Source organism: Streptomyces sp. NPDC002156 (assembly GCF_053593675.1).
Window position 1 is genome coordinate 34,175 of sequence record NZ_JBSFDA010000059.1, and the last position, 22,481, is coordinate 56,655.

At 70.3% G+C, this 22,481-nt stretch carries 19 protein-coding genes and 1 riboswitch; of the genes, 9 read left to right on the forward strand and 10 right to left on the reverse strand.

What is annotated here, in order from left to right; translation table 11 throughout:
* Positions 1-142: 142 nt before the first annotated feature.
* The gene (locus tag ACWCRB_RS23740; protein ID WP_450997944.1) at positions 143-409 is read right to left on the reverse strand and encodes a chorismate mutase; all 267 of its coding nucleotides are present in this window, start codon (positions 407-409) and stop codon (positions 143-145) included.
* Between the two features lie 334 nt (positions 410-743).
* Here ACWCRB_RS23740 and guaA point away from each other — a divergent pair, with 334 nt between their 5' ends.
* Positions 744-2,315 (forward strand): glutamine-hydrolyzing GMP synthase, encoded by a 1,572-nt coding sequence (guaA, locus tag ACWCRB_RS23745; protein ID WP_405535686.1) that lies wholly within the window; start codon positions 744-746, stop codon positions 2,313-2,315.
* A 12-nt stretch (positions 2,316-2,327) separates the two neighbouring features.
* On the opposite strand, the gene ACWCRB_RS23750 is transcribed toward guaA, so the two are convergent.
* Entirely contained in the window at positions 2,328-2,795 is a 468-nt protein-coding gene (locus tag ACWCRB_RS23750; RefSeq protein ID WP_450997945.1) for a pyridoxamine 5'-phosphate oxidase family protein, read from the reverse strand.
* A 265-nt stretch (positions 2,796-3,060) separates the two neighbouring features.
* Here ACWCRB_RS23750 and ACWCRB_RS23755 point away from each other — a divergent pair, with 265 nt between their 5' ends.
* Positions 3,061-3,855 carry a class II aldolase/adducin family protein gene (locus tag ACWCRB_RS23755; protein WP_450997946.1) on the forward strand — a complete coding sequence of 265 codons (795 nt, stop codon included), beginning with the start codon at positions 3,061-3,063 and terminating at the stop codon, positions 3,853-3,855.
* A 95-nt stretch (positions 3,856-3,950) separates the two neighbouring features.
* Here the strand turns inward: ACWCRB_RS23755 and ACWCRB_RS23760 are convergent, their stop codons facing one another.
* The gene (locus ACWCRB_RS23760; RefSeq protein WP_450997947.1) at positions 3,951-4,832 is read right to left on the reverse strand and encodes a DUF4429 domain-containing protein; all 882 of its coding nucleotides are present in this window, start codon (positions 4,830-4,832) and stop codon (positions 3,951-3,953) included.
* Positions 4,833-5,056: 224 nt separating this feature from the next.
* Between ACWCRB_RS23760 and ACWCRB_RS23765 the strand changes: the two genes are divergently transcribed.
* Together ACWCRB_RS23765 and ACWCRB_RS23770 are read left to right on the forward strand one after the other, a co-directional pair.
* Positions 5,057-6,334: a hypothetical protein gene (locus tag ACWCRB_RS23765; protein WP_450997948.1), complete on the forward strand. Its 1,278-nt coding sequence runs from the start codon at positions 5,057-5,059 to the stop codon at positions 6,332-6,334.
* 163 nt (positions 6,335-6,497) lie between these two features.
* Positions 6,498-7,028 (forward strand): DoxX family protein, encoded by a 531-nt coding sequence (locus tag ACWCRB_RS23770; RefSeq protein WP_450997949.1) that lies wholly within the window; start codon positions 6,498-6,500, stop codon positions 7,026-7,028.
* A gap of 42 nt (positions 7,029-7,070) precedes the next feature.
* On the opposite strand, the gene ACWCRB_RS23775 is transcribed toward ACWCRB_RS23770, so the two are convergent.
* Positions 7,071-7,343 carry a hypothetical protein gene (locus ACWCRB_RS23775; protein ID WP_450997950.1) on the reverse strand — a complete coding sequence of 91 codons (273 nt, stop codon included), beginning with the start codon at positions 7,341-7,343 and terminating at the stop codon, positions 7,071-7,073.
* On the reverse strand, positions 7,330-8,781 hold the full coding sequence (locus ACWCRB_RS23780) for a PspC domain-containing protein (protein ID WP_450997951.1): 1,452 nt from the start codon (positions 8,779-8,781) through the stop codon (positions 7,330-7,332). The genes ACWCRB_RS23775 and ACWCRB_RS23780 overlap by 14 nt, the downstream gene beginning before the upstream one ends.
* Before the next feature lie 179 nt (positions 8,782-8,960).
* On the opposite strand from ACWCRB_RS23780, the gene ACWCRB_RS23785 reads away from it, so the two are divergent.
* Both ACWCRB_RS23785 and ACWCRB_RS23790 read left to right on the forward strand, forming a co-directional pair.
* Complete coding sequence (locus ACWCRB_RS23785; RefSeq protein WP_235475416.1) at positions 8,961-10,253, forward strand: ATP-binding protein; 1,293 nt, start codon at positions 8,961-8,963, stop codon at positions 10,251-10,253.
* Positions 10,250-11,074 (forward strand): LuxR C-terminal-related transcriptional regulator, encoded by an 825-nt coding sequence (locus tag ACWCRB_RS23790; protein WP_450997952.1) that lies wholly within the window; start codon positions 10,250-10,252, stop codon positions 11,072-11,074. The genes ACWCRB_RS23785 and ACWCRB_RS23790 overlap by 4 nt, the downstream gene beginning before the upstream one ends.
* Here ACWCRB_RS23790 and ACWCRB_RS23795 read toward each other — a convergent pair whose 3' ends face one another.
* Positions 11,075-12,190 (reverse strand): NlpC/P60 family protein, encoded by a 1,116-nt coding sequence (locus ACWCRB_RS23795; RefSeq protein WP_450997953.1) that lies wholly within the window; start codon positions 12,188-12,190, stop codon positions 11,075-11,077.
* Positions 12,191-12,677: 487 nt separating this feature from the next.
* Between ACWCRB_RS23795 and ACWCRB_RS23800 the strand changes: the two genes are divergently transcribed.
* The gene (locus tag ACWCRB_RS23800) at positions 12,678-13,031 is read left to right on the forward strand and encodes a hypothetical protein (protein ID WP_235475414.1); all 354 of its coding nucleotides are present in this window, start codon (positions 12,678-12,680) and stop codon (positions 13,029-13,031) included.
* A 22-nt stretch (positions 13,032-13,053) separates the two neighbouring features.
* Here the strand turns inward: ACWCRB_RS23800 and ACWCRB_RS23805 are convergent, their stop codons facing one another.
* Positions 13,054-14,259, reverse strand: a complete 1,206-nt coding sequence (locus ACWCRB_RS23805; protein ID WP_450997954.1) for an NlpC/P60 family protein — start codon at positions 14,257-14,259, stop codon at positions 13,054-13,056.
* Positions 14,260-14,267: 8 nt separating this feature from the next.
* Positions 14,268-14,442: riboswitch (cyclic di-AMP (ydaO/yuaA leader) on the reverse strand.
* A 275-nt stretch (positions 14,443-14,717) separates the two neighbouring features.
* On the opposite strand from ACWCRB_RS23805, the gene pcrA reads away from it, so the two are divergent.
* Complete coding sequence (pcrA, locus tag ACWCRB_RS23810; protein WP_450997955.1) at positions 14,718-17,240, forward strand: DNA helicase PcrA; 2,523 nt, start codon at positions 14,718-14,720, stop codon at positions 17,238-17,240.
* A gap of 108 nt (positions 17,241-17,348) precedes the next feature.
* Here the strand turns inward: pcrA and ACWCRB_RS23815 are convergent, their stop codons facing one another.
* Both ACWCRB_RS23815 and ACWCRB_RS23820 read right to left on the reverse strand, forming a co-directional pair.
* Entirely contained in the window at positions 17,349-18,893 is a 1,545-nt protein-coding gene (locus ACWCRB_RS23815) for a M23 family metallopeptidase (RefSeq protein WP_450997956.1), read from the reverse strand.
* A 238-nt stretch (positions 18,894-19,131) separates the two neighbouring features.
* On the reverse strand, positions 19,132-20,028 hold the full coding sequence (locus tag ACWCRB_RS23820; protein ID WP_450997957.1) for an esterase/lipase family protein: 897 nt from the start codon (positions 20,026-20,028) through the stop codon (positions 19,132-19,134).
* A 415-nt stretch (positions 20,029-20,443) separates the two neighbouring features.
* Between ACWCRB_RS23820 and ACWCRB_RS23825 the strand changes: the two genes are divergently transcribed.
* A complete protein-coding gene (locus ACWCRB_RS23825; protein ID WP_235479934.1) occupies positions 20,444-20,860 on the forward strand; it encodes a cobalamin B12-binding domain-containing protein in 417 nt (138 codons plus the stop codon).
* A gap of 63 nt (positions 20,861-20,923) precedes the next feature.
* Here the strand turns inward: ACWCRB_RS23825 and ACWCRB_RS23830 are convergent, their stop codons facing one another.
* Entirely contained in the window at positions 20,924-22,369 is a 1,446-nt protein-coding gene (locus ACWCRB_RS23830; protein WP_450997958.1) for a DUF5691 domain-containing protein, read from the reverse strand.
* Positions 22,370-22,481: the final 112 nt, after the last annotated feature.

Sequence of the window (22,481 nt, forward strand, 5' to 3'; positions counted from 1 at the left end):
CTGCCGTCCGGTCACAACCCTGGAGCCACGCGTGGTTTGTGCGGGCCCGCCCCTGGCTGGCACGGACACCGGTACCAACGAAGAGTCCGTACGACGGTCACGCGCCGGACGGGTGAGACGGCGCCCGAACTCACATACGACCTCAGATCCGGCCCCGGCACAGCTCCAGCAAGGTCATCGCGAGCGAGGTGCCGGGCTTGCCCAGCGCGTCCCGGTAGTGGCTGAGGATCTCCATCTCCCGGGACAGGTTCACGCGCCGCCCGCCGGAGGAGATACGCGCCTCCTGGACGACCGCGGACACGGCCATCCGTTCCTGGACGAGACCGATGATCCGGTCGTCCAGGGCGTCGATACGCGCACGGGCGTCGGCGATCACATCGGCGGTGCCGGCCGTGTCGGTGGTGGTCATTCGGGGCTCCTTGTCGGACGGGACGGTGTGCCCCGGATCGGCAGGACCCGGAAACGACAGACGCCCCGGGCCTTGTCGGCCCGGGGCGCCTGGGAAGTCGCTTGTCAGTTGCTCAAGCAGCACGACCATGGCATCCGGCGGGCCGGTTGCCATAGGTAAAGAGGAAGGTCGGGTGCGTGAGCATGGAGGTCAGTGTGCATGCGGGGAGGCGCCTGTGCAAGGCGGCGACTCCTTCAGCGCCGTACCGGGCATCTCCAGCAGACGGCAAGGTGTCCAACCCCCACCCCGGTAGAATCATCCGCACAGACCCCCGCCCAACCGCCGGAAGGCCCCCGTGTCAGCAGCGACCCCCGCCCCCGACACCGTCCTGGTCGTCGATTTCGGTGCGCAGTACGCCCAGCTCATCGCCCGCCGAGTCCGCGAGGCCCGGGTCTACAGCGAGATCGTGCCGAGCACCATGCCGGTCGAGGAGATGCTCGCCAAGAACCCGGCGGCGATCATCCTCTCCGGCGGCCCCTCGTCCGTGTACGCGGAGGGCGCCCCGACCGTCGACCGCGCCCTCTTCGAGGCCGGCGTCCCCGTCTTCGGCATGTGCTACGGCTTCCAGCTGATGGCGACCACCCTCGGCGGCACGGTCGACAACACCGGCGCCCGCGAGTACGGCCGTACGCAGCTGACCGTCACCAAGCCGTCCTCCACCCTCTTCGAGGGCACCCCGGCCGACCAGTCGGTGTGGATGTCGCACGGCGACGCCTGCTCCGCCGCCCCGGAGGGCTTCTCGGTCACCGGGTCCACGGACGTCGTCCCGGTCGCCGCCTTCGAGAACGACGAGAAGAAGCTGTACGGGGTCCAGTACCACCCCGAGGTCATGCACTCCACGCACGGCCAGCAGGTCCTCGAACACTTCCTCTACCGGGGCGCGGGCCTGACCCCCTCCTGGACCACCGGCAACGTCATCGACGAGCAGGTCGCGCTGATCCGCGAGCAGGTCGGCGACAAGCGCGCCGTCTGCGGCCTCTCCGGCGGCGTGGACTCGGCGGTCGCCGCAGCCCTCGTACAGAAGGCCATCGGCTCCCAGCTGACCTGCGTGTACGTCGACCACGGGCTGATGCGCAAGGGCGAGACCGAGCAGGTCGAGAAGGACTTCGTCGCCTCGACCGGTGTCACGCTGAAGGTCGTCGACGCCGAGGAGCGGTTCCTGAACGCGCTCGCCGGGGTCTCCGACCCCGAGGAGAAGCGGAAGATCATCGGGCGCGAGTTCATCCGCGTCTTCGAACAGGCACAGGCCGAGATCATCGCGGACGAGGGTCCCGAGGTCGCCTTCCTGGTGCAGGGCACCCTCTACCCCGACGTGGTCGAGTCCGGTGGCGGTACCGGCACCGCCAACATCAAGTCCCACCACAACGTGGGCGGCCTGCCGGAAGACCTCGAATTCCAGCTGATCGAGCCTCTCCGCAAGCTCTTCAAGGACGAGGTCCGGATGGTCGGCCAGGAGCTGGGGCTCCCGGACGAGATCGTCCAGCGCCAGCCCTTCCCCGGCCCCGGCCTCGGCATCAGGATCGTCGGCGAGGTCACCAAGGACCGCCTCGACCTCCTCCGCGAGGCCGATGCCATCGCCCGCGAGGAACTGACGGCCGCCGGCCTCGACCGCGACATCTGGCAGTGCCCGGTGGTCCTCCTCGCCGACGTGCGCAGCGTGGGCGTCCAGGGCGACGGCCGGACGTACGGCCACCCGATCGTCCTGCGCCCGGTCTCCTCCGAGGACGCGATGACCGCCGACTGGTCCCGCCTCCCGTACGAGGTCCTGGCGAAGATCTCCACCCGCATCACGAACGAGGTCGCCGACGTCAACCGAGTCGTCCTCGACGTGACGAGCAAGCCGCCGGGCACCATCGAGTGGGAGTAACCCCTTGCCGGTCTATGTCCGCTTGAGAGTCCGCACCGGCTCTCCGGGCGTCCAGACCTGGACGACCAGATACTTCTCGTCCTCGACGTAGGTCCTGACGACCTCCGTCAGCTCGGTGCGGAAGAGGTGGAACGGCTCCGGCGGTTCCACCTCTTCGGCGTACGCGGCCTTGGCGGCCGGATCCTCGACCTCGTACGCCCGCCCGCCGACCCGTACGTCGCCCCCGCCCATGTCCGTCCCCGCCCCGGGGTTCGCCTGGAGGGCGAAGCGGGGGTCGCGGAGCAGATCCTGTGCCTTGAGCGAGTCCGGCATCATCGCCAGCCACAACTCGCCGTTCAGGAAACGGACTTCGAGGCCGGAAGTGCGCGGCGAGCCGTCCTTGCGGAGGGTGGCGAGGGTGTGGTGGGTGAAGGCGCGGAAGCGCTCCTCGACGGTTTCGGCCAGTTCGGGTTCCGTGGTGGTGAACACTGCCCAGTTCATGGGACCGAGTCTGACGCGGATACCCGACATCCTGTGACGTGTATTCGCTGGTGTCCCGTAGGTATCTTGCTGTCATCCCGCAGGCGTCCCGTGGGTGTCTCGTATTCGCCGCTGTCCGGGGCTCGTCCGTATCTCGGGTGGGTCTCGGGACCCTGTCTCCGGTATCTCTTTTATCTCTTCTCAACCTCTTCTCAACCATCCCTGTTCTCCTGCGCGGACCGACGGTAACTTCCGCTCCGTAAAGGAACCCAGTGCTGGAGGACCTATGCACGGGCCCACTCCGCCCCTGCCGCTGCCCACCGACCAGCTGCAGTTCGCGATGCCCCCGATGTACGAGTCGCTCGACGACGAGCGCAGGCACCGCAAGGAACGGCTGGCCGGTGCCCTCAGGCTGTTCGGGCGGCTCGGCTTCGAGGACGGCGTCTCGGGGCACATCACGGCGCGCGACCCGGAGTACAGCAACTGCTTCTGGGTGAACCCGTTCGGGATGCCCTTCAAGCACGTCACCGTCAGCGACCTGGTCATGGCCAACCAGGACGGCCAGGTCATCGAGGGCCGCTACCACATCAACCAGGCGGCCTTCACCGTGCACGCCCAGGTGCACGCGGCCCGCCCGGACGTCGTCGCCGTGGCCCACTGCCACTCGGTGCACGGCCGCGCCCTCTCCGCCCTCGGCGACCTCCTCGACCCGATCACCCAGGAGAGCTGCGCCTTCTACGAGGACCACGCCCTGTACGACGCGTACACGGGCGTCGCCGTGGACGCCGACGAGGGCCGGCGGATCGCTTCCGCGCTGGGCACCCGCAAGGCCCTCGTCCTGCGCAACCACGGGCTGCTCACGGTGGGCGACTCGGTGGACGCGGCGGCCTGGTGGTTCCTGTCGATGGAACGGTCGAGCCAGGTCCAGCTGACCGCGAGGGCGGCCGGCCGCCCCATCCTCATCGACCACAAACAGGCGGTCTCGACACGCGAGCAGCTCGGCGGCGACCTGGTGGCCTGGATCAACTACCAGCCGATGTGGCGCGACATCAGCAGGAGTGAGCCGGACCTGTTGAGCTGACGACGACCGGGGATGCCGGTGGGCGTGCCGGGCCGGAGACGCCGGGTGCCCCGGGTGTGGCCGAGTTCGATCAGGTGCCGGGTGAGCCGGGTGGGTCAGAAACCCCGTAGGACGGCCGCCTTGGTCGTCGCGAACTCCTCGTCCGTGAGCACGCCCTCGCGGTGCAGCTCGCCCAACTCCCGCAGCCTGCGCAGGAGTACGTCGTGATGGTCGGACTGCGGCGGGACCGCGGGCGTCAGCCGGGGGCGCTCCACGTAGTCCACCGCCCGGGTGGAGGGGTGCGGCAGCCGGGCGGTGACCGCGGTCGCGACGAGCGCCGTGAGCAGGTCCCGGCGGGCGCTGCCCCACAGGTCGAGGGCGTACGGGTCCTTCTCCGGCGGCAGCTTGGAGAACACCGTCTCGCGGGTCACGAAGCGCATGAACCCGTCCTCGTAGCCGGAGTTGGGCAGCCAGTCGACCTGCACGAGATCGTGCACGGAGACGATGCGGGGCCCGGTGGCCCGCTTGACCCGGTCGGAGGTGTCGGACCAGTCGATACGGACCTGCGTACCGTCGAAGGACACCATGCCGTCGCTGGACCGCACCGACACCGGCACCGGCGGACCCGGCAGCAGATACGCCTTCGCCGGTTCCTTCGGCACCTGGTCGAGGAGCAGGGCGTGCCGGATCTCCTCGGCGATGTACTCGGCGACTCCGGACCGGTCGATGTCCACCGTCAGCCGGTACGGGTCCGCCGCGTCCGGCAGCCGTCCGCCCGTCGCCTGGAGCAACGGGTCGGCACCCTCGCGGAGCCGCAACCGCAGCCGCCCACGCTTGTGTTCGGGCTCGTAGACGATCCCGGAGACCGCCTCCAGAGGCACGGCGACCTCGCCGTACGTCTGCCGGAACAGCGGCACGGAACGGTGGAGCCCCGGCGTGATCCTGACCGTGCTGCCGTCGAAGGCCCAGGTCCCGTCGCGCTGGATGATCTCGGCCATACGCAAATTCTCGCAGCCGGGTCAACATGGGGGTCACGGTTTCACTCGCACTTTCCCCTGCCGGGGCCGACCTGCCGTACGCGGAGGGTGTTGCGTAGGGCACAATTCGCTCTCGTCGCGGGGGAGTTGCACGGCGGTCGATTGAACGGTTCGGGAGTGCGGTTCGGGTGGCGATCCGCGCGTGTGTGGTTCGGGCTTCGGGTGCGGGAAGGCAGGCGTCGGGCGTGGCGGTGCAGGAGGCGAGACAAGGTGTGCTGCCCGGGGAACACGGGGGCGGCTGCACCTGCGGGGACTGCCCGCACGGGGCACGTACGGGACACCGGCGTGCGGTCGCCGAGTTCCTGGTCATGCGGGACGGGTTCGCGGCCGGACAGGGGCTGCCGGCGGCGGTGGCCCATTCGGCCTCGGCCTCCCGCCAGTGGGTCTCGGACGAACTGACCCAGTCCGCGGCGGTCGTCGCCGAGCGCGGCCGGGCCGAGGGCGAGGTCTGGCTCGCCCGGCTGTGGCGCCGAACGGCGTTCACGGTGTGGGCGCTGATCGGCGTCCTGCTGCTCGTGCAGGCGCTCACCGCGATCGGGGCGGGCTGGACGTCCGCCCGGACGGCCGGCCTTGTGGCCGCCGTACTGGTCGGCGGCGCGCTGACGGCCGCGTCCTGGTTCCACCGGGCGCGGGGCGGGGCGCTGGCGCCCCTGATCGGCGAGGACAACCGCCTGTCGACGTCGCGTGTCGTGGCGGCGGTCTGGGTGCTGTTCGTGACGTACGCCGTACTCGTGCTGGTCGGCCGGCTCGCCGCGGCCTCCGGCCACGAGGAGCGCGACGCGCTGATCGCCGGCCTCGAACTCGCCCGGGGCGCGGGCGTCGTGACCGTCCTCGCGGTCGTGTGCGCGATCGCGGTGCTCGTACGCAGGGTGGTGGGCCTGCGCGTCCTCGGCCAGCGCCTCCAGAAGGTACGCACGGACCGTCCCCGCGCGGCCGACCTCCTGACGGACGACTCGGGCCGCGGCACCTTCGCGGACATCCAGTACGTGATGATCGGCACGGTCGCTCTCCTCTTCGCTGTCGTACGGCTGGCGCGGCGCCCGGATCAGTTGCCGGATCTGCCGTGGGGGCTGGCGGTGGTGGTGCTGGTGTCGGCGGCGACCTACGTGGCCGGCAAGTACGCGGAGGGCGGCCGGCCGGTGATCCTGTCGGTCGTCCGGTCCCGGGAGGCGGGCGACCTGGACGCCCCGATCCGCACCGGCGACGACATCGAGATCCGCGGCGCCGGCTTCGTGCCCCCGGGTGCGGGCACCGCCGACCGGCTGTCCCGCATGGTCGTCCGCATCGGCCCCGTCCACGTCCACGTCCCCCTGGTCCCGGTACCCGGCGGCTTCAGCAACCCTCGCGACGACGTGCTGACGGTGCCTGTACCGGCGGATGTGGAGCCGGGACGGGTCGAGGTGCAGGTGGTCACCGCGGCGGGCGTGGAGACGAACCGGTGTGTGATCGATGTGACGGACTGAGGGTCTGCCTCCTGATGGTGGTTGCGTAGGCCTGGCGCTCGGTCGCTGCTGCTTCCCGGCCAAAGGCGGAAATTTGGCGTACCGGAAGTGAGCGAGGTCACGTCGTCGTACGTATCGTCTGTTGAGGGGTCAACGTATGGCGGGCGAGAGGCGGCTAAGAGCGATGACTCACAGCACTCGAACGGACACGCACTCTCCTTATCTCGACGGCGAACGGGACTGGCGGGACACCGCCACTCGCTATGCCCTACTGCCCCTGCGCGTCTTCCTCGGCGTCACCTTCATCTATGCCGGCCTGGACAAACTCACTGACAGCTCCTTCTTCGCCGACTCCGGATCAGGGTCGATCGGTGATCTGATGCGCACGGTCCGGGACTCCTCCGCCATCCCGGCCCTGGTGGACCTCGCCCTCAAGAACCCCGCCGGTTTCGGCTACGCCATCGCCTTCGGTGAGCTGGCCGTCGGTATCGGCACGCTGCTCGGGCTGTTGGCCCGGCTGGCGGCCGTCGGCGGCGCGTTGATCTCGCTCAGCCTCTGGCTGACCGTGAGCTGGGCCTCCGACCCGTACTACTTCGGCAACGACCTCCCCTATCTGATGGCCTGGCTTCCTCTGGTTCTCGCCGGTGCGTCCGTCTTCTCCGTGGACGCCGCCCTGCGGGGGCGACGGCGGCAGCGGTCCGAGGGATATCGGTAGCAGCGGCGGTAGCGGGTGGTTGGCCGGGTCATCGAGAGCCGGTCAGTTCGGTATCTCCGGGGGGCCTGAGGGGGCTACCGCCTCCGGTGAGCCGGCTGGGGGCATCGGTGTGCGGCGGGTCTTCCTACGGCGGCGTATCGCTCCGGTGAGCAAGGCCACGGCGCCTGCCAGGGTGAGGCCGAAGACGAGGAGCGGGATCACCGCGAACCAGGGTGTCTCCCAGGCGTCGCCCGCGTCGCCGATATAGGTGATGCCGGCGATGGTGACGAAGATGCCGGCGATCAGCTTTCCGGGCTGGAACTCATGACGTAGCACGGGTCACCTCCGCCTGTCCCAGGCCGACATCGAGGTCGAGGACGACCGTGCCGGTGTTGGTGCCGCCGCTCGTCGGCGACAGCGTGACCTGCTTGTGCTTGCCCGGTGCCACGTCCACGTCCTGTTTGTCGTCGCCGGGCAGCTGGATGTCACCAACCCCCACCTCGATGTTCGCCTTCACCGTCGCGTTCTTCGGCACGATCACCTCGATCCGGCCCACGCCCACCCCGGCCGACGTCGTCACCGTCTGCCCCTTGGCGAGGCGCAGCCCGGTCAGATCCAGGGTGGCCTCACCCGTGCCGAGGTCGTACCTCGGCTGGACGGCTGCCACCGCGGTCGGTGTCCACTCCGTGCGCACCCAGTGGGTGCTGACGTCCTTGGGCAGCGCGGCCGAGCCTGCCAGCAGGGCCGCTGTGATGATCGCCAGGAAGACCGAGCCGGCTCCGGTACGGCCGAGGAACGCGCTGACGGCTATGCCGACACCGAACACCGTGAGCGCGCAGGCCAGGCCGGTCTGCAAGCTGGTGGCGAATGCCTCGTCGTCCCATTTCGCGGCTGTGCCGACGAATCCGGCGAGGAGGGCGAGCAGGAGGATCCAGCCGCCGATCCAGCGCGGGCCGCGCGGTTTCGGTGGGCGGGGCCAGGCCGCCCGGACATCCGGACGCCGGCCGTTGTAGTTGCCGTGGGTGATGTTGACCGCTGCCGAGATGTCCCGGTCGCGGGTGTCGTGGGGGCCCCACAGATAGCCCGTCCCGCCGACGTGTGTGCCGTCCTTGACGATGGGGTCGCGCCACCACGAGGGGTAGGCGGAAGGGGCCGGGGGCGCCTGGGCCTCCGGCGGGGCGTCCGCGACGGCCTGGGCGGCCAGGGGGTCGGGGTCGGGGGCGCCGCGGTTGCGCGACCAGTAGCCGGCGCCCGCGAGAAGGATGGACAGTATGACGGCGAAGGACAGCACCCCGCCGTTCTTCAGCATCGTCAGGAACACACCGCAGCCGACCAGCGCGAAGAGCACGGCAGTCAGCGCCTGGCCGTCCACTCGGCCGGTGAGCAGTTTGCGGACCTCGTTCTCCTCCTCGTCCTCGTACGGCACGAACAGCCAGGCGAAGCCGTAGAAGATGAGGCCGATGCCACCGGTCGCGGAGAGCACCGCGAGCGTGATCCGGAAGATCACCGGGTCCATGTCACAGGTCCGCCCGAGCCCGGCGCACACCCCGCCCAGCATCTTCTGCCGCCGGTCGCGCCGGAGCCTGGCCGGCAGCTGCTCGTCGGCTGCGGCAGCCGCAGCAGCGTCCGTGTGCTCGGGCGCGCGCGGTTCCCCTTTCTCCGTGGGCGGTGGAGTTGCCGCGGCGGGTGCGGCATCCTGCGGCCCGGCGCCCGAGGAAGGGCGCGGGCCGGAGCCGGGTCCCGGACCCGTCGCGGCGTGTGCGTGATCTGTCATGCGTCCATGTTGGCGCTTGAGGCGGCTCGGCGGCAGTCGGGATGACCCTGGGCGAACCCTGATATCGGCCCTGACGCGGGGCGGGGGAAGCGTTCGAGGGCAGACGGGCCTGAAGATCAGGGGAGTCTCGGGGGCCGACCCTGATGCCCGGGCCTGCCGCTCGTGTGAACATCGATGGCATGCCGGAAGCCGCAGCGTTGCCACTCGTCGAACCGCGGCCCTCGCGCAAGCTCTACCGCAGCAGCGACGGACGCTGGCTCGGAGGCGTGGCGCGAGGGCTCGCCGGGCATCTCGGGCTGCCGGTGATCTGGCTGCGCCTCATGTTCGTCGGCCTGTTCATGGCGGACGGACTCGGTGCGCTGCTGTATGCGGCCTTCTGGTTCTTCGTGCCGCTCGGTGTCGGCGGCGTCGACGCCCAGCGGCCCCCCTCCCTCGTCAGCGCGGAGACCTCGCCGGACGGCCGTCGCAGACTCGTCGCCCGCAAGCCGGACAAGGGGCAGATCGTCGCCCTTCTCCTCATGGTCGTCGTGGCCATGGTGTTCGTCGGCAATGTGAATCTCGGCGGGGGCGCCAAGGCCTATCTGTTCCCGACCGTGCTCGTCGCCGCAGGTGTCGCCCTGGTCTGGCGCCAGGCGGACAACGCCCGGCGGGCCCGCTGGATGGAGGTCGGCAGCCGCAGGCGCACGCTCACCCTCGTCCGTGCCGCCGCCGGCGTCATGCTGGTCACGGCCGGAGTGTCCGGCATCTTCGTCCTGCAGGGCTCCGCCGCCCATCTCGGCTCGGTCCTGCAGGCCGCGCTCGCGGTGCTGGTCGGGATAGCGCTGCTGGCAGGTCCGTATCTCGTCCGGATGACCCAGGACCTCTCCGAGGAGCGCCTGATGCGCATTCGCGCCCAGGAGCGTGCGGAGGTCGCCGCCCATGTGCACGACTCGGTGCTGCACACCCTGACCCTGATCCAGCGCAACGCGGAGAGCGCGAACGAGGTGCGCCGCCTCGCCCGCGCCCAGGAGCGCGAACTGCGCAACTGGCTCTACAAACCGGAGGGCACCGGAAAGGAAGAGGCCGACGAACCCGACACCCTCGCCGAGGCGGTGCGGCGCAGTGCGGCGGAGGTGGAGGACAAGCACGGTGTCCCCATAGAGGTCGTGGTCGTCGGCGACTGCCCGCTCGACGACAGAACCGGCGCACAGATGCAGGCCGCGCGGGAAGCGATGGTGAACGCCGCCAAGTACGGTGGCGAGGGCGGTGCGGTGCAGGTCTACGCCGAGGTCGAGGGCAGGACGGTCTTCGTGTCCGTCCGGGACCGCGGACCCGGCTTCGACCTCGACTCCATACCCGCCGACCGCATGGGCGTCAGAGAATCGATCATCGGCCGCATGGAGCGCAACGGCGGTACGGCGCGGCTGCGCGCGGTACCGGATGGCGGCACAGAGGTCGAGCTGGAGATGGAGAGGGCGGAGAGTACGTCATGAGCGAGGCACAGGGGGAGAACAGGCGGACCGGTTCGGCCGGTTCGGCGGAGTCGGCCGAACCGACAGTGGCTGCCGAACCCACCACCGCACCCGCCGAAGGTGCGCAGTCCGGTGATCCTGCCGGCAGCGGCAGCGGCAGCGGCACTGGTGACGCGGTCGGGCGGCGGGTGCGGGTGGTGCTCGTCGACGACCACCGGATGTTCCGTACGGGGGTTCAGGCCGAGATCGGGCAGACCGAGCGGACCGGTGTCGAGGTCGTCGGTGAGGCCGCCGACGTCGACCAGGCGGTCACCGTCATCACCGCCACCCGGCCCGAGGTGGTCCTGCTCGACGTCCATCTGCCGGGCGGCGGCGGGGTCGAAGTCCTGCGCCGCTGCGCCCCGTTGATGGCAGATCCCGAGCAGCCGGTTCGCTTCCTGGCGCTGTCCGTCTCGGATGCGGCGGAGGACGTCATCGGTGTGATCCGCGGCGGTGCGCGGGGATACGTCACGAAGACGATCACCGGCACGGATCTCGTCGACTCGGTCTTCCGCGTCCAGGACGGCGACGCGGTGTTCTCGCCGCGGCTCGCCGGGTTCGTTCTCGACGCGTTCGCGTCCACGGACGCCCCGCCGGTGGACGAGGACCTCGACCGCCTCACCCAGCGCGAGCGGGAGGTACTGCGGCTGATCGCCCGGGGCTATGCGTACAAGGAGATCGCCAAGCAGCTCTTCATCTCCGTGAAGACGGTGGAGTCGCATGTGTCGGCGGTCCTCAGGAAGCTCCAGCTGTCGAACCGGCACGAGCTGACGCGGTGGGCCACGGCCCGGCGGCTGGTGTAGTCAGGCCACCCTCGTGGCGCCCGCGAACGGCATCTCGTCCAGAGGTGCCACCCGTACCGGCGCCGACGGGTTCGGGGCGTGGATCATCTGACCGCGGCCCACGTACATACCCACATGACTGATGCCCGAGTAGAAGAACACCAGGTCGCCGGGGAGGAGTTCGGACTGTGAGACACGTTGGCCGGCGTTGATCTGGGCGTAGGTGGTGCGGGGCAGGGAGATGCCCGCGGAGCGGTAGGCGGCCTGCATGAGGCCCGAGCAGTCGAAGGCGTCCGGGCCGGTGGCGCCCCACACATAGGGGCTGCCGAGCTTCTGGTAGGCGTAGGAAACGGCTGCAGCCGCACGGGAGTTGGGTGCCTCGGCGACTCCGGAGGTCCCGGACGCCCCAGTGGCGTCGGTGGCTCCCGCCGCCCCCAGCTCGTCCCGAGCGCTCCCCGACGACCGCGAAGCATGCGCCCCGCCCCAGCTGCCACTGCCGCCGTCCGCCGCGGCGAGGCGGGCACGTTCCTCCGTGCTGAGGCGGGACAGCAGCTGGCGGGCCTCGCCCAGCTTTCCGGTCACCGTCTTCTTGTGGCGGTTCAGCTCGGCCTGGCGTGACTTGAGGGTGGTCAGCTCGACGTGGGCGGCTCCGCGCAGCTGCTCGATCTCCCGCAGCTGCCGGCGTACGCGGGTCACGTCCGAAGCCTGTCTGCTGTCCGCCCGTTCGGCGAGGGCGGCGCCGGCGAGATAGCCGTCGGGGTCGTCGGAGAGGGCGAGTTGCAGTGCGGGGTCGAGTCCGCCGGAGCGGTACTGCGCCGCGGCCATCGAACCCAGCGCCTCCCGCGCCGAGTTGAGCCGGTCCTCCTTGCGGGCCGCCTCGTCCCGCAGGTTCCCCAGCCGCCGCTCCGCCCGCTCGGCCCTCTCCTTCGCGCCGTTGTACTTCTCGGTGGCGACCTCCGCCTCCTCGTACAGCTTGTTCACCTTGGCCTCGACCTGGGCCTGGGTGAGCTGTGGCTCGGCGTACCCGATGCCGTCGAAGCCGGTCGCCGTCGCCGCGCCCGCGAGGGCGATCGTGGCGGCGGTGCGGGCCGTATTGCCGTTGAGCGAGCGCTGTCGGGGCTTGCGGTGCGCTGCCACCGGGGCGTCACGTCCTTTCGTACGACCGCCACTGCGTCGACCGCCGGAAGGCTGCCTGGGAAGCGGACCCAGGAGGGCGGTTGCGCGTCCGGCGGCGGCCCGCACAGGGGGAACGGTCCGCCGCCGGACTTTCTCGGCGGTGGTGTCCGACTGCCGCCCCTGGCCCGGGCGGCGGTGGGGAGCCGGTCACCTGGTGGAGGACGCTAAACCGGAGTGTGACGTGGGGGTAACGCCATGTACGGAACTGGCGTGAGCCGACCACCGGGTGACCGCATCCGACCGTGATCGCGCTCCGGCGCCGCCGACTTCACGCAGACGGCTGACCGATGAGGAGGTTTGGGAGGCACGTGGCGATTACACGGTGCTATGGGGTGCATATATGCGAGGTCTTGGGGTGTCGTGCGAGGCACGCCGGATGCCCTGCGAACGCCCTTCACCCCAGCCCGGTGTCATGCGGCGCGGGAGCCTCTGATTAGGCTCCGGGCTCATGGACGTACTCATCCATCTCTTCGTCGGCCTGCACATCATCGGCATCGCCTCGCTGCTGGGCGGGTTCCTCACCCAGATGAAGGCGATGGGGCAGGGCACGGCCCGCTTCGTGCCGGCGATGCTGCACGGCGCGTTCACCATGCTGGTCACCGGCGTCGCCCTGGTGGGCCTCAACCAGGCCGACGACCAGACGGTGAACAACGTCAAGATCGGCGTGAAGCTGGCCCTGCTGATCGTGATCCTCGGCCTCGTCTACGTGAAGCGGGACGACGAGACCGTGGACAAGCGGCTGTTCGGCCTGGTGGGTCTGTTCACGACGGCGAACATCTTCATCGCGGTGCTCTGGACCTGATGAGAGCCGCCCGACCTGCCCGTCAGGCCGGGCGCACCACGCTGTGGATCGCCGACTCGCCGTCGTAGAAGATCGATTCCTCACGGACGTACGCACCCGGCTTCGGGGCGTGGATCATCATGCCGTTGCCGATGTAGAGGCCGACGTGGCTGATGTCGTCGTAGAAGAAGACCAGGTCGCCGGGTTGGATGTCGGAGAGGGAGACCGTCGTGCCCGCGTTCACCTGGTCGTAGGTGGTGCGCGGGAGGGTGACTCCGGCGGCCTTCCAGGCGGCCTGGGTGAGGCCGGAGCAGTCGTACGAGTCCGGGCCCGTCGCGCCCCAGACGTACGGCTTGCCGACCTGTGCGCGTGCGAAGGTGAGGGCCTTCTCGGCCTTGGCGGCGTACGAGGAGTCGGTGACCGTTGTCGTCGACGTGTCGGAGGAGGTGCTGCCCGTCGGCTGCTGGGCCGCCGCGGCCGCCGCCGCTTCCTGCTGGCGCTGCTGCTCCGCCGCCTGCTGCTGACGGGCGAGTTCCTGCGCCTGACGGCGGGCCTCCGCCTGCTTCTCCCGCTCGATCGCCGCTAGCCGTAGCTTCTCCTCGGCGGTGAGGCGGGAGAGGAGCTGGCGGGCCTGTGCGAGCTTCGTCTGGACGGTGGTCTTGGTCGTCTGCAGGTCGTCCTGGGACTCCGTGAGCGATTCGAGGCTCGCGGTGGCCTCCTGGCGCATCTGCGTCGTCTCGGCCTGCTCCGTGATGTACTCGTCGACCGCGTCCTTCTGGCGGGCGGTCAGCCGGTCCATCAGCTGGTTCTGGTCGAAGTAGTCCTGCGGGTCGTCCGCGAGCAGGAACGTCGCCGTGTCGGGGGCGGCCGACCCGGTGCGGTACTGGGCCGCGGCGAAGGAACCGAGCTCCTCGCGCGCGTCGTTGAGCTTCTGGGTGCGCTGGGCCACGTCGTCCATCAGGGTGTCGACGCGCTTGCGCTGCTTGGAGGTCTTCTCCTTGGCGGCGTTGTACTTGTCGGTGGCCGACTCGGCCTGGCGGTAGAGGTCGCCGACCTTCGCCTCGACCTCCTCCATGCTCGGCTTGTCGTCGGCCGAGGGCGCCGGGGGAGTGGCGGGCTCCGTGGGCGCGGCGTTGGCGGTCTGGGACAGCAGGGCGACGGAGGTCAGGGCCGCCGTGGCGAAGGCGGGGGTCCGTATGCCTGCTACGCGCGTCCCCGTAGGACGCGACTTGCGGTGCGACGACGCCAAGGGAGGCGACTCCTTCCACGTACCGCCTACCGGGTTAGCTGTCGGGTTCGGGCGGGTGGTTCGGAAGGGTTGCCCTACGGTCCTTGCCCTGGACGGCAGTCGGACCGATTCACCCCAAGTTTTCGGTGGGTCCCCGGCTCCTGCCGCACAGGGCGGCACGATCGGACTCGGCGGAGGCCGCGCGGCCCGGCGATGTTCGCCGGTGGGGGTCGAGCGGCCTGGAGGGCACGCTAACCAATTCGTGTGGCCCCTGTGAAGGTTGATGACCGCTATGCCCGATACGTTTTTGTGACCTCAACCTTAAACACGGGTCACCGGAGTCGATCTGGAGGAATGTGTGACGTTAGGTCCGCAATTGACGTGTTCATCCCGATCAGCGATCCGCTGTCCGGACAGGACGGAGGATGTTTTCGGGGTGGCGGCCGGTTGTCAGTGGGGGAGCCTAGACTCGGAGAGCGATGAGCAGCCTCTTTGACGACAGCTTCCTGGCGGACCTCCAGGGCCCTCGTGCCCATGAGGAGGAGCCCCCGCCGCCCGAGGACGAGCATGTGCCGGAGCCCGTTCCGGACGACCTGTTCGGCGGGCAGTTCGACGCGCCGCCGGACCGGGACGCGTACTACCGCGACGGCGCCCCACGCCCCGTGGTGGACCCGGCCGCGCTCCTGGACGGGTTGAACGAGAACCAGCGCGCGGCCGTCGTGCACGCCGACACCCCCCTGCTCATCGTGGCGGGCGCAGGCTCCGGCAAGACACGTGTACTCACGCACCGCATCGCGTATCTGCTCGGCGAGCGGGGCGTCCACCCCGGCCAGATCCTCGCGATCACCTTCACCAACAAGGCCGCAGGCGAGATGAAGGAGCGCGTCGAGCAGCTCGTCGGCCCGCGCGCGAACGCGATGTGGGTGATGACGTTCCACAGCGCGTGCGTACGGATCCTCCGGCGGGAGAGCAAGCGGCTCGGCTTCACGTCCTCCTTCTCGATCTACGACGCGGCCGACAGCAAGCGCCTGATGGCGCTCGTCTGCCGCGACCTGGACCTGGACCCCAAGCGCTTCCCGCCCAAGTCCTTCAGCGCGAAGATCTCCAACCTGAAGAACGAGCTGATCGACGAGGAGGACTTCGCCGCCCAGGCGAGCGACGGTTTCGAGAAGACCCTCGCCCAGGCGTACGCGATGTACCAGTCGCGGCTGCGCGAGGCCAACGCGCTCGACTTCGACGACCTGATCATGACGACGGTCAACCTGCTGCGCGCCTTCCCGGACGTCGCCGAGCACTACCGCCGCCGCTTCCGGCACGTACTCGTCGACGAGTACCAGGACACCAACCACGCCCAGTACGCGCTCGTACGGGAACTCGTCGGCACCGCCGAGCACCCGGTGGACGTACCGCCCAGCGAGCACGACCTGCGCCCCGCCGAGCTGTGTGTCGTGGGTGACGCCGACCAGTCGATCTACGCCTTCCGGGGCGCGACGATCCGCAACATCCTCCAGTTCGAGGAGGACTACGCGGACGCGACGACGATCCTGCTCGAACAGAACTACCGTTCCACGCAGACGATCCTGAGCGCCGCCAACGCCGTCATCGAGCGCAACGAGTCCCGCCGCCCCAAGAACCTGTGGACCAACGCGGGTGCGGGCGCGCAGATCACCGGCTACGTCGCCGACACCGAGCACGACGAGGCACAGTTCGTCGCCGAGGAGATAGACCGACTGACGGACGCGGGCGACGCGAAGGCGGGCGATGTCGCCGTCTTCTACCGGACCAACGCCCAGTCCCGTGTCTTCGAGGAGATCTTCATCCGCGTCGGCCTGCCCTACAAGGTCGTCGGCGGCGTCCGCTTCTACGAGCGCAAGGAGGTCCGGGACGTCCTGGCCTACCTGCGTGTCCTCGCCAACCCGGAGGACTCGGTGCCGATGCGGCGGATCCTCAACGTCCCCAAGCGGGGTATCGGGGAGCGTGCCGAGGCGATGATCGACGCGCTGTCGCAGCGCGAGAAGATCAGCTTCCCGGCGGCGCTGCGGCGGGTGGACGAGGCGTACGGGATGGCGTCGCGTTCGACCAACGCGGTCAAGAAGTTCAACACGCTGATGGAGGACCTCCGTACGATCGTCGAGTCCGGCGCGGGCCCGGCGACCGTCCTCGAAGCGGTGCTCGAACGCACGGGCTATCTCGCCGAGTTGCAGGCGTCCACCGACCCGCAGGACGAGACCCGGATCGAGAACCTCCAGGAACTCGCGGCGGTGGCCCTGGAATTCGAGCAGGAGTCCGCGCAGGCGGATGATTCCCAACAGCCCGCCGAGGGCGAGGCGGCGGCCCCGGTCGGGCTCGCCGCGTTCCTGGAGCGGGTCGCCCTGGTCGCCGACTCCGACCAGATCCCCGACGAGGACGACGACGGCTCCGGCGTCATCACCCTGATGACCCTGCACACCGCCAAGGGCCTCGAGTTCCCTGTGGTGTTCCTGACCGGCATGGAGGACGGCGTCTTCCCGCACATGCGTGCCCTCGGCCAGGTCAAGGAACTGGAGGAGGAGCGGCGGCTCGCGTACGTCGGCATCACGCGCGCGCGTGAACGGCTGTATCTGACCCGGTCGTCGCTGCGCAGTGCGTGGGGGCAGCCCTCGTACAACCCGCCCTCGCGGTTCCTGGAGGAGATCCCGACGACGCATCTGGAGTGGAAGCGCACGGGCGGGATGGCTCCGGCGTCGTCCTCGGGCCCCGTCTCCGGGGTGGCGTCCTCGCTGTCGTCCTCGCGCTCGCGCTCCGCGGCCTCGGGGGCGTCGGGCTTCGCCACGCGGCGGGGTGGTGCGGAGAAGCCGGTTGTCGCGCTGGCGGTGGGGGATCGGGTCACGCACGACCAGTTCGGTCTGGGGACCGTGGTGGGTGTGAAGGGGACCGGTTCGAACGCGGAGGCGACGGTGGACTTCGGTGAGGAGAAGCCGAAGCGGTTGCTGTTGCGGTATGCGCCGGTGGAGAAGCTTTAGCGCTCCGCTCGGGCGCGGTTTATTCGCCTGCGGGCCGGTGGGGGCTTGTCGCGCAGTTCCCCGCGCCCCTGAGCGCCCCTGGCGGGGCATCAGGTGCGCGGCTGCCGGTTACGTCGGGTCCAGGCCGTGGCTGCGGAGCCACGGGAGGGGGTCGATTGCTGAGCCGCCTGCCGGGCGGACCTCGAAGTGGAGGTGTGGGCCGGTCGAGTTGCCGGAGTTTCCGGAGTACGCGATGGCGTCGCCGGCCTTGACCGTCGTACCGGACGCGACCTGGTAGCTGGAGAGGTGGCAGTACCACGTCTCCGTGCCGTCCTTGTCGGTCACGATCATCATGTTGCCGTACGCGCTGTTCCACTGCGTGCGGACGGTGCCGTCGGTCGCGGCCATGACCGTCGTGCCGTACGAGACCGGGAAGTCGATTCCGGTGTGCACGGACATCCAGTTGATGCCGGCCTGGCCGAAGTAGGCGCTGAGGCCCTTCTGCGCGACGGGCAGGGCGTACTTGGGGCGCAGGCGCTCCTTGCGGGCCGCCTCCGCCGCCGCTGCCTTCTTGTCGGCGAGCTGCTGGGCCTTGAGGTCGATGCGTTCCTGCGTCCGGCTGGCCCGGTCGGCGAAGTCGTCGGCGCCCGCGGAGAGGCTCTCCAGCTGGGAGTCCAGCTTGTTGTTCGCGGTGGACGGCTTCACGGCGACGCCGTCCGAGGCCGACGCCGTCGTGTTCTGCTCGTCGTCGCTCATGCCGCCCACGGAGGCGGCGGCGATGCCCGCGACGCCCATCACACAGGCGGACGGAACGGCGACGGTCAGCAGGGCGGAACGTTTGGCCGGGGTACGACGCCGGGACCGGCCCGCGTTGCGCGCCGCCGTACGGGACGCCGCGCGCCCGCCGGTGGGTGCAGTGCTCGGGGCGGTCTCTTCCTGGCCGTCGAGCAGCGGTGTCTCGGCGGGCAGTTCGCCGTCGGCGACGAGGTCCGACTCGTCGTGGGCGAGAGCGTGCTGGTCGTACTCCGGTACGTCCGGCACGTCCGCGATCTGCTCGAACATCGCGGTGGCCTGCTGGTCGTACTCGTGCTCACGCTCGTGGTCGTACTCGGCGGACGTGCCGCTCGGGCCGCTGTCCGAGTTCCACTGCGTGGCGTCGTACACACCGGTGTCGGAGACCTGTGTGCCCCACGCCCACTGCTGGGTCTGGTCGGCTTGGCCGGCCTGTTCGGGCTGGAGCCAGGCGTTCGCGTCCCACTGGCCACTGGTTTCGGCGCCCGGGGGCGGCGACTGGGCGGGGATGTCGGCGAGCTGCTGGTAGCCGGGCGCCCAGGTGGTGGTGTCGTACGCCCCGGTGTCGTAGGCGGCGTGGTGCTGGGCCGCGTACGGGTCGTAGTTCAGGGTGTGGTGACTGCCGGTGGACCACTGGGAGTTGTCGTACGAACCGGTGGTGTCGTCGGCCGGCATGTTGCCGAAGAGCGGGTCGGCGGCAAAAGTGCCGGTGCCGGTACCCGTGCCCATACCCGCGTCAAAACCGTTGGCGAAGGTGGGGTCGTACGTGGTGAAGTCACCGAAAGGGACTTCCTGGGTGCCGTACGACGCGTAATGCGCTGTCGCGGCATCGGAAGCCGGAGCCGGGGTGGTCATGGTCCCCGACGGGTGACGTTCGTTCACCAACTTCTCTTTCGCCTCGACAACAGGGGCTGGCAGAGCTGGCAGAGCAGTGCGGCGACTGTACCCGGCGGTATGCGGGCGCGACAATCTTCCGCAGGTTTCGTGCCTGCGGGAAACGGGCATTCGGCCGTGTTTCGGGGGACTGCGGGCACGGGTTTGGCCTGGCGTTCGAAGATTGTTCGAATTCTGGTGGTGCTGAGTCGCCTTCTCGGTGGTGCTGAGCCGCCTGTGCGCGGGGTTACGCCACGGTCAGTCCGCCGGTCTGCGCTCCGGCCTGTGCTCCGGTGGCGACGGGGGCGTCGCTCTGGTCGAGGGCCTGCCTTATTCCGGTCGCGACGGCGGGGTGCACGGGCAGGGCGAGATGGCCGACGCCGGTGACCTGCACGTTCTGCGCCAGCAGGTCCGGGTGGTCGACGCAGGCCGTCTGGGGCGGGTCCATCAGCTGGTCCAGGTCGCTCCAGAAACTGACGAAGCGCGTACGGCAGCCGGGGGCGGGCAGGCGCAGTTCCTCGAGGACCTGCGAGCCGGGGCGCATCTGGCGGACGATCGGGTGCGCGTCGGCCAGCGGGGCGACCCGGGTGCCGGAGTGCGGGGTGCCGAGAGTGACGAGCGTGCGGACGCGGAAGTCGCCGCCGAGCCGCTGCACGTAGTAGCGGGCGATCAGACCGCCCAGGCTGTGCCCGACGATGTCCACCTGCGGGTGGCCCGTACGCCGGCATATCTCCTCTATGTGCCGGCCGAGCAGCTCGGCCGCGGTGCGGATGTCGCAGGTCAGCGGCGAGTAGTTCAGCGACTCGACCTGCTGTCGGCCGTGCTGGGCGAGGGAACGGCGCAGCAGGACGAAGACGGAGCGGTTGTCGATGAAGCCGTGCAGGAGGACGACCGGGGGTTTCGGTTCCGTCGGCAGGTGGGTGGTGGTGGGGGTCTCGGGGAGCGTGGAGGGGGCGGCGGGGTCCGTGGCCGTGGCCCGGCGTTCCTGGGCGATGCCCGACGGATAGAGCAGCAGATGTCCCGCCAGGATCGCGATCTCCAGGGCGGTCGCCTTCAGGAGGGTGATGGAGAGCCCCGCCAGCCTGCTCGGCAGGACGCGCTCGCAGAGCGGCAGCAGCGGCTGTACTGCCCGGATGACCTTCATGGCCGACCTCCTGTCGGCACGCGGGAGGACTTCTCTGTCCCCCGTGTGCCCTAGTGGGGGGTCGCGCCGAGGGCGGCCTGTGGTGGCGTCGGTGGTGTACGAGGGGGCGTGCGGCGTGTGTGACGCCGAGGGGTGGAGAGGCTCCTTGCCTGTATGGCGACGAAGCTCCCCGCTGTCGTGCCCTTTCCGCCCTTCGTGCCATCTCCGAGCCACCGCACCGCCACGGCGCGCGGCTCGCGGCGCGGTGGTGCGACGACCTCGATGCGGCTCCCCTTGCTCCGTTCCGGTGAAGGCAACGGTGCGCGGCGAACGTGTCCCACCGTGTGATTTCCCCCTCGCCGATCGTCGTGAAACTGCGGGTTGCGGGATGCTGGACATAACGTTCGTTCACTTCATGTACTTCATGGAGGCAGTGATGGGTGTGGCCGGCGGTCCGATCCGCGTGGTGGTGGCGAAACCGGGGCTCGACGGGCACGACCGCGGCGCCAAGGTGATCGCGCGGGCGCTGCGGGACGCCGGTATGGAGGTCATCTACACCGGGCTCCACCAGACTCCCGAGCAGATCGTCGACACGGCGATCCAGGAGGACGCCGACGCGATCGGGCTGTCCGTCCTCTCCGGGGCCCACAACACGCTCTTCGCCGCCGTGATCGACCTCCTGGCGGAGCGGGACGCGGCCGACATCAAGGTCTTCGGCGGCGGGATCATTCCCGAGGCGGACATCGCCGCCCTGAAGGAGAAGGGGGTCGCGGAGATTTTCACGCCTGGGGCGACCACGGCTTCGGTGGTGGAGTGGGTGCGGGGGAATGTGCGGGAGTCGGCGGGGGCGTAGGCGGGCGTGTGTTCGGGGTGCGGGGTCCGGGGTTCTGGGGTACAGGTGGTTCGTGGTCGCGGTTCAGGCTTCTTCCTCCTTCCCACTCGGCGCCAGTTCCTCCGCCATGGCCGCGCGCAGGCGCAACGTGCCCACGAGGCGTTGGAACGCCTCCGCCCAGTAGCTTCCCGCGCCCGGTGACGCGTCCTCCCCCTCGTCCGGGACCGCCAGCAGGCCGTCGAGGTGGCCGGCCTCGCAGGGGTCCAGACAGCGTTCCGCCAGGCCCATCACGCCGCTGAAGCTCCAGGGGTAACTTCCCGCGTCCCGGGCGATGTTGAGCGCGTCGACCACTGCCCGCCCGAGCGGCGGAGCCCAGGGCACCGCGCACACCCCGAGCAGCTGGAACGCCTCCGACAGGCCGTGGGTCGCGATGAACCCCGCGACCCACTCGGCCCGTTCGGTGGAGTCCAGCGTCGCGAGCAGCTTCGCCCGCTCCGCCAGGGACACCGCACCGGGCCCGCCGGCCTCGGGTGTCGAGGGTGCGCCGAGAAGAGCCCGGGACCAGTCGGCGTCCCGCTGCCGGACCGCCGCCCGGCACCACGCGGCGTGCAGTTCGGCCCGCCAGTCGTCGGCCACCGGCAGTGCCACGATCTCCTCCGGAGTGCGCCCGCCGAGCCGCTCCGACCAGGAGCCGAGCGGGGCGGCCTCCACCAACTGGCCGAGCCACCAGGACCGTTCGCCGCGTCCCGCCGGGGCCTTGGCCACGACGCCGTCGCGCTCCATGCCCGCGTCGCACTCGTGCGGTGCCTCGACGACGAGCGCGGGCCTGTCCTTCGTACCGCCCTCGCCGGCGGCGCCGGCGCGTTCCTTGCCCGCGTCGCGTTCGTGCGATGCCTCGACGGCACGCGAGGGCCAGCCACTCGTACCGCGCTTGCCGGCGGCCGTGCTGTCGGTGTGGCCGGCGCTGTTCGTGTGGTCGACGGCCACGCACGCTCCCGCCCGGACCGCCATCCGCGCGGCGAGCGCCGAGTCGGGCAGCGCGGACAGCAACTCCGCCGCCGTCGCACGAACATTGCGGCTGCGGTCGGCCAGCGCCCGCTCCAGGAAAGGCTCGTCCTCGGCGGACAGTCCCGTGCGGAGCGAGTCGAGGAACATCAGCCGGTCCTCGGCGCGTTCCGTCGGCCAGGTCTTCTCCAGCAGTTCCCGGGCGGCAGCGGGCTCCCGCGCGCGTATCGCCGAGAGGAGGGAGACCCGCTCGGCGAACAGGCCCTCCTGCCACAGCTGTTGGATCCGCTCGGTCTCGTCGGCGCCGGGCAGGGCCGTGCCCCCGCCCGGGGCCGAGCGCAGGGCGAACCGCCAGTCCGTGTTCAGCCGGGCCAGCCACAGCGCGCGCGGGCCCGCGAACTCCAGCGCCGCCGGACGCAGGTCCGTACGCCCCCTGGCCGCGTCGAGCAGCGCGGGCAGTGTCTGCGGAGGCGCCGCGAAACCGTGCGTGTTCGCCGCCGCGAGCCACTGGGGCAGCAGCTCCATCAGATCCGGCGCCGTGCCCCGGCGACCGCTGCCGCCCGGGGTGCCGGGCCGGTCGGCCGATCCCCCAGCCCAGTCCGGCTCTGGCGGACAACTGGGAGACCCTCATCACCGC